The sequence below is a fragment of the Brevibacillus sp. NL20B1 genome (genome assembly GCF_018195675.1).
Classification (GTDB): Bacteria; Bacillota; Bacilli; order Brevibacillales; family Brevibacillaceae; genus Brevibacillus; species Brevibacillus aydinogluensis.
On record NZ_JAGTPT010000006.1, the window covers coordinates 90674 to 108543 of the forward strand.

The following is a 17870-nucleotide window of genomic DNA, read 5'->3' on the forward strand; positions in this document are numbered from 1 at the left end:
GAGGATATGAACTTTTTAAAATTCGCCTTTACATAAACTCCTTGAGTCGCTACACTAAGGGTAGCGAACTTGATGAAGGAGGTTTCTTCTCCATGGCAGCGACCATTTTGTACGGGAAGGACATTGCACAGGACATTCGCGCAGAATTGGCGAATGATGTGGAAGAATTGAAAAAACAGGGCGTGGAACCAGGATTGACGGTGATTTTGGTGGGGGATGACCCTGCCTCCCACTCCTACGTTCGCGGCAAGGAGCGGGGGTGTCAAGAGGTGGGCATCCGCTCGGAGGTCATTTACAAAGACGCTTCCATCAGCGAAGCGGAACTGTTGGACTTGATTCATCAATTGAATGAAAATCCGAACGTTCACGGCATATTGGTGCAGTTGCCGCTGCCGCCGCACATCTCCGAGAAAGCGGTGATCGAAGCCATCGCGCCGAAAAAGGATGTGGACGGCTTCCATCCCCTCAACGTCGGCAACATGATGATCGGATATGACACACTGCTTCCCTGCACGCCGCACGGCATCGTGGAATTGATCAAGCGGACGGGAACGCCCATTGCAGGCAAGCACGCGGTCGTGATCGGCCGCAGCAACATCGTGGGCAAGCCGGTCTCCTTCCTGCTGCAGCAGGAAAACGCCACGGTGACCATGTGCCACTCCCGCACGGTGGACCTGGCCGCGTATACTCGGCAGGCAGATATTCTCGTCGTGGCGGCAGGCAAGCCTCATTTGATCGGGCGGGAACACGTCAAACCGGGCGCTGTGGTGATTGACGTCGGCGTCAACCGGATTGAGACCGGCAAGCTGGTCGGGGATGTCAAGTTTGAGGAGGTGCGGGAGGTAGCCGGCTATCTCACGCCCGTCCCCGGTGGTGTCGGCCCGATGACGATTACCATGCTGCTGAAAAACACCGTCGCCGCTGCCAGAAAACAAACCGCCCGATAAGGGAGGGAGCGCATGGACACGCGACATGTATATACGGTCAGCGACTTGAATCGCTGCATCAAGCAGGTGCTGGAACGGGAACAGCACCTGCAGGACGTCTGGGTGCGGGGGGAAGTGTCCAATTTTACCCACCACACCAGCGGCCACATGTACTTGACATTGAAAGACAGCCAGTCCCGCATGAAAGTGGTCATGTTCGCCAGCTACAACCGCTTTTTGCGCTTTTTGCCCAAAGATGGAACCAAGGTGATTGTCCGTGGTTCCATCTCTGCCTATGAGCGGGACGGCGTCTATCAACTGTACGCCAGGGAGATGCAGCCGGACGGGCTGGGCTCTCTCTATTTGGCGTTTGAACAGTTGAAGGCGAAGCTGGCTGCGGAAGGCTTGTTTGCCCAGGAACGGAAGCGGCCGCTTCCGCGCTTTCCCAAGCGCGTTGGCGTGGTTACATCGCCGACAGGTGCGGCCATCCGCGACATCTGCACCACCATTAGACGGCGCTACCCGCAGGCGGAGATCGTCCTGTCCCCGGCGATCGTCCAGGGGGCGGAAGCTCCGGCGTCGATCGTGGCGGCGATCCACATCATCAATCAGCAGCCTGACATCGACGTGCTGATCGTCGGCAGGGGCGGCGGCTCGATCGAAGAGCTGTGGGCCTTCAACGACGAGCAGGTGGCGCGGGCGATCGCCGCATCCCGGATTCCGGTCATCTCCGCCGTGGGACACGAGACTGACGTGACCATCGCCGATTTTGTCGCAGACGTGAGGGCGGCCACTCCGACAGCGGCTGCCGAACTGGCCGTGCCGCATTACCTGGAGTGGGTGGAACGAGTCAAGCAGCTGGACGCGCGAATGCACAGGGCGCTGCGCGGACAGATGGCTTCTGAACGGAAACGACTGGAAACCCTGATGCAATCCTACGCCATGCGCCGGCCCAAGCGGCGGGTGGAAGAAGCGCAGCAGCGCCTGGATGACGTGCAGAGCCGCATGCGTCAGGCGATGAAGCAGTTGGTGAGCCGTCGCACGGAGCGGTATGAACTGGTGGCTGCCCAGTTGAAACGGTTCCGGCCGACGGAAGCGGTCGCGGAGCGCAGGCGGGCCGTCAGCGCGCATCGGTCTCGCCTGGATGAGCTGGTCCGGCAGCGGGTGAATGAGGTGCGAATGGCATTTGCCGCTCGGATCGGTCAACTGGATGCGCTAAGCCCGTTGAAAGTGATGCAGCGCGGCTTTTCCCTGGTATATGCCAACGGGCGGTTGATCAAGTCAGTCGACCAGTTTGCCCCCGGAGACACTCTCATGGTACGATTAAGTGATGGCAGTGCTCAGGCACGCGTGGAACAGATTTACCGGGAGGAGAAGCGTAATGGCGCGGAAGAAGACGGATCAAGAGACTGACATGCAGTTTGAAGAGGCGATGAAGCGGCTGGAGGAAGTCGTCCACCGTCTGGAAGAGGGGGATATCGCGCTGGAGGAGGCGATCAGCCTCTATCAGGAAGGCGTGAAGCTGTCCCGCATCTGCAGTCAAAAGCTGGATGCAATCGAAGCGAAAATCACCCAGTTGGTGGAGGAAGACGGCCAATGGAAGCAAAAGCCGTTCCACGTGGAGGGCGAAGCGCAATGACCGACGCTTTCGCTTCCTACCTGACTGAAAAGACGGCATTGATCGAAGAACACCTGCTTCCCGGTCTGGAACGGGACGGCGTGCCGCATACACTGTACGAATCGATGAAATATTCCTTGATGGCGGGCGGCAAACGGCTGCGTCCGATGCTGGTGCTGGCGGTACTGGAAGCGCTGGACAAGCCGCTGAAGCGGGGGATTCCCTTCGCCGTCGCGCTGGAAATGATTCATACCTATTCGCTGATTCACGACGACCTGCCGGCGATGGACGACGATGACCTTCGCCGCGGCAAACCGACCAATCACAAGGTGTTCGGGGAAGCGACCGCGATTCTGGCCGGGGATGCGCTGCTGACGCGTGCGTTTGGCTACATCGCCGAGGCGTACATGGACGATCCGGAGGTAAAGCCGGAGACGACCGTCCGGCTGATTGCCGAACTGGGAAAGCGGGCCGGTTCCGCCGGGATGGTCGGCGGGCAGATGGCAGACATCGAAGGGGAAGGCAAACGCCTCAACCTGGAAGAATTGGAGTACATCCACCGGCACAAAACCGGCGACCTGCTGATTGCCGCGCTGCGCGGCGGCGGGTGGTTGGCCGAGGCGACGCCGGCGCAGATGGACGCGCTGACCCGCTATGGGCTCTGTATCGGACTGGCGTTTCAAATCCAGGATGACATCCTCAACGTGGAAGGGGATGAAGCCCAACTGGGCAAGGCGGTGGGCAGCGACGCCGACCGGCAGAAGGCCACCTATCCTGCGCTGCTCGGACTGGAGGCGTCCAAAGAGCGGCTCGTCCAGCTGATCGCGGAGGCAAAAGCCGCGCTTGCCGAAGCGGGGTTGGAACATTCGGCCTTGGCCCCGCTGGCCGATTACGTGATGAACCGGACAAAGTAAACGGGTCAGGTATTCACGCCCGGTTCTTTTGAACCACATTTATCGACAAATGCTGGCTATCCGCAGGGAAAGCCGGCTTTTTATTTTTCTCCCCGGAGCGGACAGTCCGGGTGATTACGGCAGCATGGCGGGCCTCTGGCAGATGAAAGTGGTCTTTTCGCCAAGAAACCGTTATAATGAAGCAAGCTGAACGCAGCGGATGTTTGCGTTATCATTTATGGATTGCAGCATGCCAATTGACGGAGAACGACTGGAAAGTGAGGAATCAAAATGCTGCTGACGACAGTCAACAATCCTCAGGATTTGAAAACGTGTTCGCTGCCCCAGCTGTACATGCTGGCCAGTGAAATTCGCCAGTTTCTAGTGGAAACCTTGTCCAAAACGGGCGGACACCTCGCTCCCAACCTGGGTGTGGTGGAACTGACGCTCGCATTGCACTACGTGTTCAACAGTCCGGAAGACAAATTGATCTGGGACGTAGGTCACCAAGCCTATGTACATAAAATCCTCACCGGCCGCCGCGAACTGTTTCCGACACTGCGCCAGTACAAGGGGTTGTGCGGCTTTCCCAAGATGAGCGAAAGCCCGCATGACGTCTGGGAAACGGGACACAGCAGTACGTCCCTGTCCGCGGCGATGGGCATGGCTACCGCGCGGGATCTGAAAAAGGAAAAGCACCATGTCGTGGCGATCATCGGGGACGGCGCCCTGACCGGGGGAATGGCGTTTGAAGCGCTGAATCACATCGGTCACGAGAAGAAAAACGTGATCGTGGTCCTGAACGACAACGAGATGTCGATCGCCCCCAACGTCGGCGCGCTGCACAATTACCTGGGCAAGCTGCGTTCTGCCGAAAACTACCGGAACGCCAAAAAAGAGCTGGAGCACCTGCTGAAATCGATACCCGCCGTGGGCGGCAGACTGGCCCATCTGGCGGAGCGGTTCAAGGACAGCTTGAAGTATTTGCTGGTCTCCGGCGTGCTATTCGAAGAGCTGGGCTTCACCTACATCGGCCCCATCGACGGCCACAACCTGGAACTGCTGCTCGACTCGCTGAAGACAGCCAAGCAGACCAGAGGGCCGGTACTGATTCACGCCATTACCAAAAAAGGAAAGGGCTACGCCCCCGCCGAAGCCGATTCGGTCAAATGGCACGGCATCGGAACGTACAAGATCGAGTCAGGTCATACGCCGAAGTCTGCTCCGACGTACACGTCCGTCTTTGCGGACACGATGATCCAGCTCGCCGAAGCGGATGAACGGATTGTCGCCGTGACTCCGGCCATGCCGGCTGGTTCCGGGCTGCTCAAGTTTGGTGAGCGATTTCCGGATCGCCTGTTTGACGTAGGCATCGCCGAACAGCACGCCTGTACCTTTGCCGCCGGCCTGGCGACGCAGGGGCTGAAACCGGTGTATGCGGTCTACTCCACCTTTTTGCAGCGTGCGTACGACCAGTTGATTCACGATGTGGCGCGCCAAAAGCTGAACGTCATCTTCGCCGTCGACCGGGCCGGCCTGGTCGGAGCAGACGGGGAGACACACCAGGGCATGTACGACATCGCGTTCATGCGGACGATCCCCAACATGGTGATCATGGCGCCAAAGGACGAGAACGAACTGCGCCACATGATGAAAACGGCGGTGGCCTACGAAGACGGCCCCATCTCGTTCCGCTACCCGCGTCTGGCCATTCGCGGCGTAAAAATGGACGAGGAGCTGCAGGTCCTGCCGATCGGCAAAGCGGAAGTGGTGCGTGAGGGGAAAAACGTCGCCATCCTGTCGTTTGGCCACGTCTTCGAACTGGCGGAGGCAGCGGTGGAGCAGCTTGACAGCGAAGGCATCCAACCGATGCTGGTCAACGCCCGCTTCTGCAAGCCGCTGGATGAGGAGCTGCTGTTCCGCCTGGCGCGGGAAGGCTACGACATCGTCACCGTCGAAGAGGGAGCGGCGATGGGCGGTTTTGGCAGCGCCGTTCTCGAATGTCTGGCGGCGGCCGGGTTTCATCAGGTGCGCGTGGAAGTGGTGGCGGTGCCCGACTACTTTGTGGAACACGGCAGCGTGAAGGAACAGCGCGAGGAAGTGGGGCTGACGGCAGACGCCATCGCTGCCCGCGTGCGCGCCCTGCTGCCCATGACAAGGGGCGTTGTGGAAGCATGAAAAAAGAACGGGTAGACGTGCTCCTCGTCGAACGAGGGTTTTTTGAAACAAGGGAAAAGGCCAAGGCCGCCGTGATGGCCGGATTGGTCCTGGTGGGCGGCGAGCGCTGCGACAAGCCGGGGACCAAAATTCCTGAAGACACGCCGATCACCGTAAAGGGAGAGGTGCATCCCTACGTCAGCCGCGGCGGGTTGAAGCTGGAAAAAGCGCTGCGCGTGTTCGGGATTGATCTGAACGGCAGAGTGATGATGGACATTGGCGCGTCGACGGGCGGCTTTACCGACTGTGCGCTGCAGCACGGCGCGCGCCGTGTGTACGCGATTGACGTCGGGTACGGACAGCTTGCCTGGAGCCTGCGGCAGGACGAGCGTGTCGTAGTGATGGAGCGAACCAATTTTCGCCACATGGACCCGGATGCATTTGACGATGAGAGGCCGGACGCCGCCTCGATCGACGTTTCCTTCATCTCGCTGAAGCTGATCCTGCCCGTTTTGTACCGCTTTCTGGAACCGGGCGGGGATGTGGTTGCCCTCGTGAAGCCGCAGTTTGAAGCGGGCAAGGAAAACGTCGGCAAAAACGGCATCGTCCGCGATCCGGATATTCATGAAGCGGTGCTGGTTGATATCGGCCAGTTCGCTGTCAACACCGGGTTCTCTCTGCATGGATTGGATTACTCTCCCATCACTGGAGGCGAGGGGAACATCGAGTTTCTCCTGCACGCGCGAAAAAGCGAGGGCGGCCTGACTCCGGACGCCTGGCTGAAGCACACGGCGGAAGTGGTCTCCGCGGCCCATCGCGAATTGAAGTGAAATGTGGGACAAAAAGCCTCGATCACGCAGAATCGAGGCTTTTTTTATATGCATGATAAGTTGTATACTTGTATAAGGATTTCCAACCAACGACGTTTGGGAGGGCCGTATGAAATCGATTGGTATCGTAGCAAACAAAGGGAAGCCGGAAGCCCGAATCGTGGCCAGAGAGTTGATGTACCTGCTGGAAGCGAGAGGGGCCCGCGTCCTGCTTGATGAACATATTGCCTCGGATGTCGGGCGGTCCGAGCTGGCAGCCTCGCTGGAAAAAATCGGCCGGGAAGCACAACTGCTGTGTGTCTTGGGCGGCGATGGGACGCTGCTTGGGATAGCCCGCCAGTTGGCCGGCCGCTCCTTGCCGATACTTGGCATCAATCTGGGGACGCTCGGCTTTTTGTCGGAAGCAGATCCGGACGATCTGCCTGTAGCCGTGGACAATCTGCTCTCCGGCAAGTACGACATCGAGGAGCGGACCATGCTGGAGGCGACGCTGGTGCGAAACGGGACGGCGCTGGCCAGCTACACCGCGATGAACGATATCGGCATCGCCAAAGGCTCGTTTTGCCGGATTATCCAATGCGCCGTGTACGTGGATGACGACTATGTGGCGACGTTCAGCGGCGACGGTGTGATCGTCTCCAGTCCGACCGGCTCGACCGCCTATTCCTTGTCGGCGGGAGGGCCAATCGTGGCACCCAACGTGGATATGCTGCTATTGACACCGGTGGCCCCACATTCGCTGACCGCCCGTCCGATGGTGCTGTCGGCCAATCAGATCATTCGCATCGAGGTGGATGCCATCCACCAGGAGATGGGACTGTCCATCGACGGCCAGTTTGGCTATCGGCTGGAAGGCGGCGACCAGATTTTTGTCAAGAAGTCCCCGCATGTCACGCCGCTGATCAAGTGGAAAACAGGCGGCTTTTTTGAAACGATACGCACGAAACTACAAGGTGAGTGGGAGTAATGGCAATGAACAAAGGACAACGACAGATTCGCATCAGGGAAATCATCAGCAATTACGAAGTGGAGACCCAGGACGAACTGGTGGACCGTCTGCGGGAAGCAGGGTTCAACGTGACCCAGGCCACCGTATCAAGGGATATCAAAGAGCTGCACCTGGTGAAAGTGCCGCTTCCGGACGGACGCTACAAGTATTCGATGCCTGTCGAGCAGAAGTTCAACCCGATCCAAAAACTGAAGCGGATGCTGGTGGACTCCTACGTGAGCATCGACTACGCCGACCACTTCATTGTGCTGAAAACATTGTCAGGCCACGCCAATGCTGTAGCCGAACTGATTGACAACCTGTCCTGGGAGGAGATCATGGGCACCATCAGCGGCGACAACACCATTCTCATCATCTGCCGCTCAAAGGAGAACTCCCGGGAAGTCACCCAGCGCTTCCTGGACATGTTGTAAAGGTGGTTGCACACGATGCTGTTGGAACTGTCCATTCGCAATTTTGCCATCATCAAATCGGTCACGATTTCCTTTCAACGCGGACTAAACATCCTCACGGGGGAGACCGGCGCAGGGAAGTCAATCATCATCGACGCGCTCGGCCTGCTTCTTGGCGGGCGAGCTTCCGCAGACTTTGTCCGTTACGGAGAGACGCGGGCTGAAGTGGAAGGGTTGTTTGAACTGCCCGCCGGCCACCCGGCGCTGGCCCTGTGCGAGAGCTTCGGCGTCGCTGTGGAGCAGGACGGCACGCTGGTCGTGCGCCGCGACATCTCCAGCCAGGGCAAAAGCATCATCCGCATCAACGGCCAGTTGGTCACCCTGGCAATGCTGCGGGAGCTGGGGCCGTGGCTGGTGACCGTGCACGGCCAGCACGACACCCACATGCTGATGCAGGCGGACAAGCACATCAACTGGCTGGACGCGTACGGCGAGGCGGAGTTGGGCCCAGCCAAAAAGGAGTACGCTCAGCTTTACGCCGCCTACAAAAAGACCAGACAGGACCTGGAGCGGATGGCTCGCAACGAGCGGGAACTGGTGCAGCGGATTGACCTGCTTCAATACCAGTTGAACGAGATCGAGGCGGCCGCCCTGACCCCGGGGGAAGACGAGAAACTGCTCAAACAGCGAAAAAAATGGATGAACATTGAAAAGGTGTACGCCGGCATACAGGACGCCTACCGCGCCCTCTACGGCGATCAGCGGGGACTTGATTGGCTCGGCCACGCGATGAGCGAGCTGGAGCGGATCGCGTCGTACGAAGAGCAGCTCGCGCCGATTGTGGAATCGGTTCAGAGCGCATACTATCAGATGGAAGACGTGGTGCAGCAGCTTCGCCAGCTCAGCGACCAGCTTGACTTCGAACCGGAGCAGTTGGCGGAAGTGGAGCAGCGGCTTGACCAGATCCAGAACCTGAAACGCAAGTACGGCAAAAACGTGGACGACATTCTGGAGTACGCCGCTGCGATCCAGGACGAGCTGGACGAGATGCAGCACTATGAGGATCGCCTGCAGCAGTTGGAGCACCGGCTGAGCGAACTGGCGGCCGATCTGGCCGTGGAAGCGCAGGAACTGTCCGTGATCCGCCGCGAATGCGCCGAACGGCTGGCGCGGGAGATTGAGCAGCAGTTAAAAGATCTGCACATGGAACGGGCCCGTTTCGCAATCGACGTCCGCCGGGTGCCGGATGAGGACGGGATTGAGCTGGAAGGTGCCAAATGGCGCGTCGATGCAAACGGCATTGATCAGGTGGAGTTTCTCATCTCCCCCAACCCGGGCGAGCCGCTTCGTCCGCTGGCCAAGATCGCGTCTGGCGGAGAACTGTCCCGGGTCATGCTGGCGATCAAGACGATCCTGGCCGGCACCGATCAGGTCCAGACGCTGATTTTCGACGAAGTGGATACCGGCGTGAGCGGCAGGGCGGCCCAGGCGATTGCGGAGAAACTGGCCCGCGTGGCACAGAAACGGCAGGTTCTTTGCATCACCCATCTGCCGCAGGTGGCATCGTTGGCTGACGCGCATTTCCTGATTCGCAAGGAAATGAGTGAGCACGAGACGATGACGGTGGTAGAGCGGCTCTCCGACGAAGAGCGCGTCAAGGAGTTGGCCCGGATGCTGGGCGGTGCCGAAGTCACGTCCAAAACCGAAGAACATGCCCGCGAAATGATTTTGCTGGGGCAACGACGAAAAGCTGTCAACGGCGTTTGACAGCTTTTTTTACGGGGCGGATGGCGCATTCCCGCGTGTGTGCGTGGGTGATTTTCCTGACATAATCCGTTGGGGCGCAGGCAACATTATAACTACACAAGGTGGAGGTGTATCAGGTAGGTGTAGGTAGGGAACGGTAGGAGTGATTGCTGGTGATCCGTCACAACAGAAGAAAATGGATGGGAAGTCTCCTTCTCCTCATCACGGCGCTCGTCGTGAGTTCCACCCCGTTCCGCGACCTGACTTCTTTCCCCCATGAATTGCGCTTGATGGAAGGTTCACTGCAACAGCTTCGCGTCTCCGTGCCCGTCATGGGGACGTTGATCAACAGCAACCCCGACATTTTGCACGTAAACGGAGCAAAGACGCGGGAAGTCACCGTCGACTTGAGCAAACCGCTGTCTGTCGAGCCGCGCCGCGCAGGTCAGGCACAGCTGCAGGTCAAGTGGCACAACGTTCCGCTGACCGCTGTCAACGTAAACGTGCTGCCCGATTTGCGGGTCATCCCCGGGGGACAATCGATCGGCGTCAAGTTGCAGACGGCGGGCGTGCTCGTCGTCGGACACCATCTCGTGGACACAGGCAAGGAAAAGGTTTCGCCCGGGGAGCGAGCGGGTATTCATGTCGGGGACATGATCGTCAAGATAAACGATCTGTACATCAACGACATGAATGATGTCAAGAAACTGGTCAACGAAGCAGGGGAGCGCAACACCCCCGTACAGCTGCTGGTCGTACGCGGCAAGGAAAAGCTCAACATGACCCTGCACCCGGCAAAAGACAAAAAAGACAACGAGTACCGCATGGGGCTATACATCCGCGATTCTGCAGCCGGTGTCGGTACACTGACGTTTATTGACCCCAATACCAAGGCGTACGGTGCGTTGGGCCACGTGATCTCTGACGTGGACACCGGCCAGGCAATTGCCGTGGGCGACGGCCAGATCGTCGCAGCCAGCGTAACCTCCATTGAAAAAGGACAGAGCGGCAACCCGGGGGAGAAATTTGCCCGCTTTTACAACGAAAGCGAAGTCCTGGGGACGATCACCAAAAACACGCCGTTCGGCATCTTTGGCAAGATGAAAGAGCAGCCAAAGCGCGGTTTGTACAATGAGCCGATGCCGATCGCCCTTGCCGAGCAGGTGAAGGAGGGGCCGGCCAAAATTCTCACGGTGGTGGACGGCCAAAAAGTGGAGGAGTTCTCCATAGAGATCGTCAATGTCGTCAAGCAGCATTTCCCCGCCACGAAGGGCATGATTATCAAAGTAACGGACAAGCGTCTGCTGGAGAAAACCGGCGGCATCGTTCAGGGGATGAGCGGCAGTCCGATTATCCAAGACGGTAAGATTGTCGGGGCGGTCACACACGTGTTTGTCAACGATCCCACCTCGGGATACGGCTGCTACATTGAATGGATGCTGCAAGAGGCAGGCATACCCGTCCGCTCGCAGCAAGGCAAAGCGCCGATCGGGAGTGCAGCATAGCGTAAGGACCAGCTTACAGGCACGAACGCATGGCTTTGCGGGACGTGCAAAAACGCCCCTAACCGAAGCACGCTTCAATAGCCGTCAGCGCTCTCCCGTTGGGCGCGGCGGCTCTTCTCTATGCGGGCGTCCCTTACCGGATATCGCCCAGACGTGCAGGGCGCAAAAGGAAGGGGGCTGCCGCATCCAGCCGCATTTTTCGCAAGTGACGGCCGACGGGGGAACGCATACTGACGAAAAGTAGTTGTGAATTGTCGAAATATCGGAAAAATCATTCAATCTTTCGTCATTGGCAGGAATGACCTGGGGTTTGTCGAATAATTTTTCATGTGAAAAGATGGTTTGGACAGATTCCGATCGTTTACATACTTCTGAGATCACCAATTCCACCTTCTTTCCAAAATAGATGTTGATTGTAAGGAGGAACGACCTTGAACAAGATTGACGTGTTGTTGGCAGATGATAATCGGGAATTTGTGAACCTGCTGGAAGAGTACATCAGCAGCCAGCATGACATGAACGTCGTCGGGGTGGCGTACAACGGCAACGATGTCATTCGTCTGCTTCAGGAGAGCGTGCCGGATGTACTGATTCTCGATATTATCATGCCGCACCTCGATGGCCTGGCGGTGCTGGAGCAGATTCAGGCCATGCGTCTGTCTCCGCAGCCCAAAATCATCATGCTGACCGCGTTTGGTCAGGAAGAAATCACGAAAAAAGCGGTGGAACTGGGAGCTGCCTACTACATTTTGAAACCGTTTGACATGGAAGTGCTGGCTCAACGCATCCGCCAGATGACCAGCAGCAAGCCGACCGGTTCGTTTATCAGCGCCGTCAAGCCGCAGTCGTCGCTGGCGGTGAGAGGGCGCAATCTGGATGCCAGCATTACCAGCATCATTCACGAGATCGGTGTGCCTGCCCACATCAAGGGGTATTTGTACCTGCGCGAAGCGATCACGATGGTGTACAACGATGTGGAATTGCTCGGTTCGATCACCAAAGTGCTGTACCCCGACATCGCCAAAAAGTTCAACACGACAGCCAGCCGGGTGGAGCGTGCCATCCGCCACGCCATCGAAGTCGCCTGGTCGCGGGGGAATCTGGATTCCATCTCCAGCTTGTTCGGCTACACCGTCTCCAACACAAAGGCAAAGCCGACCAACTCCGAGTTTATTGCCATGGTGGCTGATAAGCTGCGGATTGAAGCGAAAATAAGCTGAGAAAAAAGAAAATAGATGTATCAAAGATACTGACAATTGGAAGCATTACGAGTACCGCTTGTTTATTGGTTCCGTATGACCAATGAAGAAGTGGTATTTTTTTACAATCCAGAAGGGGGTAAGGCCGGATGAGACATGCCCGGGATATCTTGCTGCCAGAAGTGATGAGCAGTACATAATTCTTTATTGATATATTCATAAACATCATTATAACCAAATTAAAATGAAATTTGTTTGGTTCCTTGGAGGATTCCTGTGCCGATCACCTATCAAAAAGTGAATATCTCTTCCGAAGACGATATTTATTTTGCGTTAAGTACGGTTCGTCATTTTATGAAGCAGCTCCCTTTTTCCGAGGCGGATCAGCAGAAGATTTTCGTGAGCGTGTCAGAGTTAACCCGAAACATACTGGATCACGCCTTCAGCAAGGGGATCATTTGTTGTGAATTGCTCGAACAGGGAATACGCTTGGTCGTTACCGATGAAGGGCCGGGAATTCTCGATGTTGAGGACGTGATCAACGGCAAACGGCGATCGTCGTCACGAGGATTGGGACTCGGCTTATCCGGCGTAAAGCGACTGATGGATGAATTCCACATCGAAACTTCAAGGAGAGGAACGAGGATCGTTGCAATCAAATGGGCAACCAAGCAGCCATAACACACAAAAGACAGAAGATACCTTGAGCCGCCTTGCTTCGATCGGCCAAATTGCAGCGGGGATCGCACATGAAGTGAGAAATCCGTTAACCGCAGTGAAGGGATTTTTGCAGCTGCTCAAGGAAGAGATTTCCCATGGGTATTTGGATATTGCCTGTTCCGAACTGGACCAGGCGATTGCGACGCTGCAGGATTTGCTGCAGGTATCCAAACCTGATTTGGAAGAAGAGTCGTATCTTTCGATCAATCTCTGTTCCGAATTGGAGTCTCTGCTCTACTTATTTCAGGATCAAATCTATCGGGTGCAAATTGTCCGGAACTTTCGCAATTGTGATGAAGTTATCTGGGGAAAACGCAACCAGTTGAAGAAAGCCTTTTTCAATCTCTTGAAAAATGCGTTTGAAGCCATTCCCCATGAAGGCATCATCACCATCGACCATTACCGTATGGGTGACTTTGTGTACGTCAGCATTTCGGACACAGGAGTCGGTGTGCCGAGGGAAAAGCTTCAACTGTTGGGTACTCCCTTCTTCACAACAAAAGATGAGGGGACGGGCATGGGCCTGACACAGGTGTTTTCAACCATTTATCAACATGGAGGAACCATTGAGGTAAAGAGTACAGAAGGCATCGGCACAACATTCACCATTCAGTTTCCGATTGAAATGATCGAACAAATTGGAGTGATGGATATGAACATGCAATACGTGGAAGGCCAGAGTTTTCAAGAGTATTTCGCCATGAATGAAGATCGCTTTCACGAGCTGTTTGCCCACGAAACGAAAGGGACCAACCAGCTCATCGCCGACTCCATGTACAATATTAATGTAGGGGACATTTTTGTCAGAATGGCCAAACTCCTGGTCGAAGAGCGGCAGCATGAGCTGACGATGCTCGCGAAGGAACTGGGCAAGACGGGTGCGAGAAATGATGTCCCGCTCGTCATCAAACTGGAATTGATCCAGGCGTTTCGCAAGGTGTATTGGAATTTATTACATAACTATTATCAGAATGTCGGACTGGACATGGAAGGTGTCTTCCAGCTTGGCATCAAAACGAATTTTCTCTTGGATCATTACATTTTCCACTATTTCTCCAGTTACATCGAGTACAAGGATGAACTGCTGCGTTCCCACCGTGAAACGATAGATGACCTGTCGGTTCCCATCATTCCGTTATCCGCTTCCATGGCGGTGCTGCCCATTGTCGGCACCCTGGATACCTATCGGGCGAAAAAAGTGCAGGAGCGGACGCTCAATCAAATTGCCAACCTGAAGATTCAAAAAATTATTATTGATTTGTCCGGTGTGGCGTTTATGGACACAGCCGTGGTGGGCCATTTGTTTCGCATCGTAGAAGGAATCGGACTGCTCGGATGCAAGGCGATCATCACCGGGATTCGCCCGGAAATCGCCAACACCATGATCGAATTGGGCATTGCGTTTACTGAAAAGGTGGTGACCAAGGCCACGCTGCAGCAAGCCTTGGAGGAGCTTCAATAAATATGGAAAGCATTTTCTGGAAACCTGCCCCCTTATCCAAGAGGGGGTTCTTTTTGCCTAGCCTCCATGCTGCGAGCAGGCACATTGCGTTGGCGGACTTCTCGCAATGTGTTGATTCCCTGCTTCTTTCTAGTACAATGAGGAAATAACCCTTGCAAAGAGTGGTGATCACGCATGACCAAACTGGAAGAGATTCTCGCGTACAACCGCGGGTTTGTCGCTCGTGGGGAATACGAGGCATTCAAGACAACCAAATTCCCGGACAAGCGTCTGGTGATCCTGTCCTGTATGGATACCCGGCTGGAAGAACTGCTGCCCAAGGCGATGAATTTGCGCAACGGGGATTTCAAGCACGTGAAGAGTGCGGGGGCGATCGTGTCCCATCCATTTGGCAGTGTCATGCGCAGCATCCTCGTCGCGCTGTATGCCTTGAACGCGGAAGAAGTGATGGTCGTGGGACATTACGACTGCGGGATGAGCATGATCTCCGCCGAAGACATGCTGAACAGAATGAAACAGCAGGGGATTACCGACGAGACGATTTCCTTGCTGCTAAATGCCGGGATCAATCTGAAGACCTGGCTGCGCGGCTTTGACAGCGTGGAGGAAAGCGTGAAACGAAGCGTCGAGGTTATTTCAAACCACCCACTGCTGCCGTGCGGGGTGCCGGTGCACGGCCTGTTAATCAATCCGGAGACCGGGCAGCTGGACCTGGTCGTCAACGGCTATGAGAGAATCGCTTGCGACGAGTAAGCGGCGGTTGGATGTCATTACCCGGAGGCGTTTTATGACAAAAGGCATGCACTGGCTCCTGGGGCTGCTCGGGGTGGGGGCACTGTGCGGAGCCTACGGATACGGGTGGGAACGGCATCAACTGGAAGTGGTCTCGCTGTCGATCACACTTCCCGATTGGCCGCAGGCGCTGAAAGGTGTCCGTCTGGTCCATTTTAGCGACACGCACCTGGGACCGTACTGGGGGTTGGAACAACTGCAGCGCGTGGTGGATGTGATCAATCGGGAGAAGCCAGATCTGATCTGCTTTACCGGCGACCTGGTGGACGAGAGCACGCGGCTGCTGTCGGCGGCGGTTCCCGTGCTGCGGGGACTGCAGGCGCCGCTCGGCAAGTTTGCCGTACTGGGCAACCACGACTGGCGCTACGGGCAGCAGGATGTTATCCACCAGGCGCTCGTGGATGCGGACTTTCAGGTCCTGGACAACCGACATGTGCGGACAGAGTACAAAGGGGCCGGTCTCTATGTGGCCGGCGTGGACGACGTGCTGCACGGCACGCCTGACGTGCAGGCGGCATTGGCGGGCATTGCCCCAGGCCCTGCTTGTGCACGAACCGGACTTTGCCGATGTGGCTGCCCGTCATCATGTCCATCTGCAGTTGTCCGGCCACAGTCACGGCGGACAGGTGCGCCTCCCGCTCATCGGCCACGTATTGACACCACCGCTTGGCCAAAAATACGTGTCCGGCCTGATGCAGGCAGGCGAGCGCAAGATGCCGGTCTATACCAGCAGGGGATTGGGCACGACCATTTTGCCGGTCCGGTTTCTCTGCCGGCCGGAAGTGACCGTCCTCACGCTGGTTTAGTAGGCGCTTTTGATCCACTGGACAAACTGCTGAAATGCGTCGTCCTCCTTTTTGGCATGCAGGTAGGCAATCAAGGTGGGGCGGGTCAGTTGGCCGTTGGCGATGTCCATGGCAATCAGTCGTCCCGCGTCCACCTCTTCCCGAATGGTTCGTTCCGGCAGCATGGTGACACCGAGCTGCTGGAGGACCATTTTTTTGACTGCACTGAAACTGTCCAGTTCCATGACGACGTTGGGAAATACGCCGTGCTGCGCCAGGAACCGGTCAACCCGCTGCCGGAACGGCGCGGTATGGTCGCCGAACGCGATGACGGGCTCTGCTCCCCAGTGGGAAAAACCGGGGAATCCGCTTGCCCACGGATGTTCGGGATCGGTCACCAGGAGAATCCGGTCGCAGGGCAGGAACTCCTGATGAATGTGCGGATGGTACACCTCGTGGCCAAGAAAGGCGATGTCGGCGGCACCGGTGAGGAGGGCGGCGATTGATTCCTCGTAAAGCGTGGAGCGGACGAAACAGGTAAAGTGCGGGTGAGCGCGCCGGTACTCGCCGATCAGGCGGGGCAGCTCGTACGACGCGAACGCTTTGCCAGCGACGATTGTCAGCGCCTGAGGCTTTTCCCTGTGCTGGGTAAATGCACGGAGCTGTTCGACTACGGAGGCCGCAACCGGCAGAAGGCGCCTCCCTTCCCCGGTCAGGCTGACGCCTGTAGCGGTGCGGACGAATAGCGGTGTGCCCACTTGCCGTTCCAACTGCTTGAGCCGGTGCGTCACGGTGGATTGGGCGAGAAACATGGCTTGGGCCGCCCGGTTCAGCGAACCGTACCGGGCAATCGCCAAAAACACCTCCAGGCTTTGCAAATCCATGGGAACCTCCTGAAACGATCTGGTTGTTGAAGTTATCGAATAGATGGATAGCTTGTTATTCATATTCTATAACAAAGCGGTTTGTGTATGGAATAGGATGGGATCAGGAGGTGGTCTCCATGAGACAGGATGACGTGAAAACAACGGTTCAACAACAATTCGGCCTCCACGCCGAGTCATATGTGACCAGCGCGACGCACGCCAAGGGGGAGGACTTGCCGCTCCTGGTCGAATGGCTGAAGCCACGCGGCGATTGGGTGGTGCTGGATGTGGCGACCGGCGGCGGCCATGTGGCCAAAACGCTGGCTCCGCACTGCCGCTTCGTTGTGGCCACCGACCTGACTGCACCGATGCTGGAGGCTGCAGCTAATGCTCACCGGGAGGCCGGATTGACGAATCTTGTGTACGTGCAGGCGGACGCGGAACACCTGCCGTTTTTGTCCGAATCGTTTGACGCCGTATGCTGCCGCATTGCCGCCCATCACTTTCCCGACCCGGACGCGTTTGTCCGTGAGGCGAGCCGTGTGCTTCGTCCTGGCGGCATGTTTTTGCTGATCGACAACGTGGTGCCCGATGAACCGGAGTTGGCCGAGATTGTCAACCGGGTGGAGAAATTGCGCGACATCAGCCACGTGCGCTGTCTGTCGGTAGCGGAGTGGCGGCAACTGTTGCAGAAATACGGCCTAATGGAACGCAAGGACCGCCTGCGCCAAAAGCGCTTCCTGTTTTCAGAGTGGGTCGCCCGGACCTCCTCATCCAAGGAGCAGGAGGAAGCAGTGGAGTGCTGCCTGCTGGATGCGCCGCAGGCGATGAAAGCATACTGGAATCTGGACGTGCGGAACGGACGCGTCCAGTCGCACCAGATCGACGAGTGGATGGTCTTGTGCCAAAAAGGGGGAAAGTGAGATGAACCATCCCATTTGGCACCGGCTGGAATTCATGGAGCGGATCA

General features: G+C 56.9%; 17 protein-coding genes and 1 pseudogene. 17 read left to right on the forward strand and 1 reads right to left on the reverse strand.

All coding sequences use genetic code 11. From position 1 onward, the window contains the following. Window positions 1–92 precede the first annotated feature (92 nt). From folD to KDN35_RS20180, 16 genes and pseudogenes are all read left to right on the forward strand, one after another. Window positions 93–947, forward strand: coding sequence for a bifunctional methylenetetrahydrofolate dehydrogenase/methenyltetrahydrofolate cyclohydrolase FolD (folD, locus tag KDN35_RS06145; RefSeq protein WP_171565606.1), 855 nt, complete (start codon window positions 93–95; stop codon window positions 945–947). Window positions 948–959: 12 nt separating this feature from the next. Continuing rightward, window positions 960–2339 (forward strand): exodeoxyribonuclease VII large subunit, encoded by a 1380-nt coding sequence (xseA, locus tag KDN35_RS06150; protein ID WP_171565605.1) that lies wholly within the window; start codon window positions 960–962, stop codon window positions 2337–2339. Beyond that, window positions 2308–2565: an exodeoxyribonuclease VII small subunit gene (gene xseB / locus KDN35_RS06155; RefSeq protein ID WP_171565604.1), complete on the forward strand. Its 258-nt coding sequence runs from the start codon at window positions 2308–2310 to the stop codon at window positions 2563–2565. Before xseA ends, xseB begins: the two co-directional genes overlap by 32 nt. Then, window positions 2562–3458 carry a polyprenyl synthetase family protein gene (locus KDN35_RS06160; RefSeq protein ID WP_171565603.1) on the forward strand — a complete coding sequence of 299 codons (897 nt, stop codon included), beginning with the start codon at window positions 2562–2564 and terminating at the stop codon, window positions 3456–3458. The genes xseB and KDN35_RS06160 overlap by 4 nt, the downstream gene beginning before the upstream one ends. 270 nt (window positions 3459–3728) lie before the next feature. Further along, window positions 3729–5615, forward strand: coding sequence for a 1-deoxy-D-xylulose-5-phosphate synthase (gene dxs, locus KDN35_RS06165; protein ID WP_171565602.1), 1887 nt, complete (start codon window positions 3729–3731; stop codon window positions 5613–5615). Beyond that, a complete protein-coding gene (locus tag KDN35_RS06170; protein WP_212132376.1) occupies window positions 5612–6424 on the forward strand; it encodes a TlyA family RNA methyltransferase in 813 nt (270 codons plus the stop codon). Before dxs ends, KDN35_RS06170 begins: the two co-directional genes overlap by 4 nt. A 109-nt stretch (window positions 6425–6533) precedes the next feature. Beyond that, window positions 6534–7391 (forward strand): NAD(+)/NADH kinase, encoded by an 858-nt coding sequence (locus KDN35_RS06175; protein WP_171565600.1) that lies wholly within the window; start codon window positions 6534–6536, stop codon window positions 7389–7391. 5 nt (window positions 7392–7396) lie between these two features. Continuing rightward, the gene (ahrC, locus tag KDN35_RS06180) at window positions 7397–7846 is read left to right on the forward strand and encodes a transcriptional regulator AhrC/ArgR (protein ID WP_171565599.1); all 450 of its coding nucleotides are present in this window, start codon (window positions 7397–7399) and stop codon (window positions 7844–7846) included. 15 nt (window positions 7847–7861) lie between these two features. Then, window positions 7862–9592: a DNA repair protein RecN gene (recN, locus tag KDN35_RS06185; RefSeq protein WP_212132377.1), complete on the forward strand. Its 1731-nt coding sequence runs from the start codon at window positions 7862–7864 to the stop codon at window positions 9590–9592. Between the two features lie 152 nt (window positions 9593–9744). After that, complete coding sequence (gene spoIVB, locus KDN35_RS06190) at window positions 9745–11076, forward strand: SpoIVB peptidase (protein ID WP_212132378.1); 1332 nt, start codon at window positions 9745–9747, stop codon at window positions 11074–11076. A gap of 431 nt (window positions 11077–11507) precedes the next feature. Continuing rightward, a complete protein-coding gene (spo0A, locus tag KDN35_RS06195) occupies window positions 11508–12296 on the forward strand; it encodes a sporulation transcription factor Spo0A (protein ID WP_171565596.1) in 789 nt (262 codons plus the stop codon). A gap of 255 nt (window positions 12297–12551) precedes the next feature. Further along, on the forward strand, window positions 12552–12956 hold the full coding sequence (locus KDN35_RS06200) for an ATP-binding protein (protein WP_230076852.1): 405 nt from the start codon (window positions 12552–12554) through the stop codon (window positions 12954–12956). 22 nt (window positions 12957–12978) lie between these two features. After that, window positions 12979–14457, forward strand: coding sequence for an ATP-binding protein (locus tag KDN35_RS06205; RefSeq protein WP_212132379.1), 1479 nt, complete (start codon window positions 12979–12981; stop codon window positions 14455–14457). A gap of 174 nt (window positions 14458–14631) precedes the next feature. Then, complete coding sequence (locus tag KDN35_RS06210; protein WP_171565594.1) at window positions 14632–15210, forward strand: beta-class carbonic anhydrase; 579 nt, start codon at window positions 14632–14634, stop codon at window positions 15208–15210. A gap of 46 nt (window positions 15211–15256) precedes the next feature. Beyond that, window positions 15257–15562 (forward strand): annotated as a pseudogene (locus KDN35_RS20175) (metallophosphoesterase); the annotation flags it as partial. Window positions 15563–15713: 151 nt separating this feature from the next. Beyond that, window positions 15714–16055, forward strand: a complete 342-nt coding sequence (locus tag KDN35_RS20180) for a metallophosphoesterase (RefSeq protein ID WP_349290957.1) — start codon at window positions 15714–15716, stop codon at window positions 16053–16055. On the opposite strand, the gene KDN35_RS06220 is transcribed toward KDN35_RS20180, so the two are convergent. After that, on the reverse strand, window positions 16052–16918 hold the full coding sequence (locus KDN35_RS06220; protein ID WP_212132380.1) for a LysR family transcriptional regulator: 867 nt from the start codon (window positions 16916–16918) through the stop codon (window positions 16052–16054). The two genes, KDN35_RS20180 and KDN35_RS06220, sit on opposite strands and share 4 nt — an antisense overlap. Window positions 16919–17037: 119 nt before the next feature. Between KDN35_RS06220 and KDN35_RS06225 the strand changes: the two genes are divergently transcribed. After that, window positions 17038–17823 (forward strand): class I SAM-dependent methyltransferase, encoded by a 786-nt coding sequence (locus KDN35_RS06225; RefSeq protein ID WP_212132381.1) that lies wholly within the window; start codon window positions 17038–17040, stop codon window positions 17821–17823. Window positions 17824–17870: the final 47 nt, after the last annotated feature.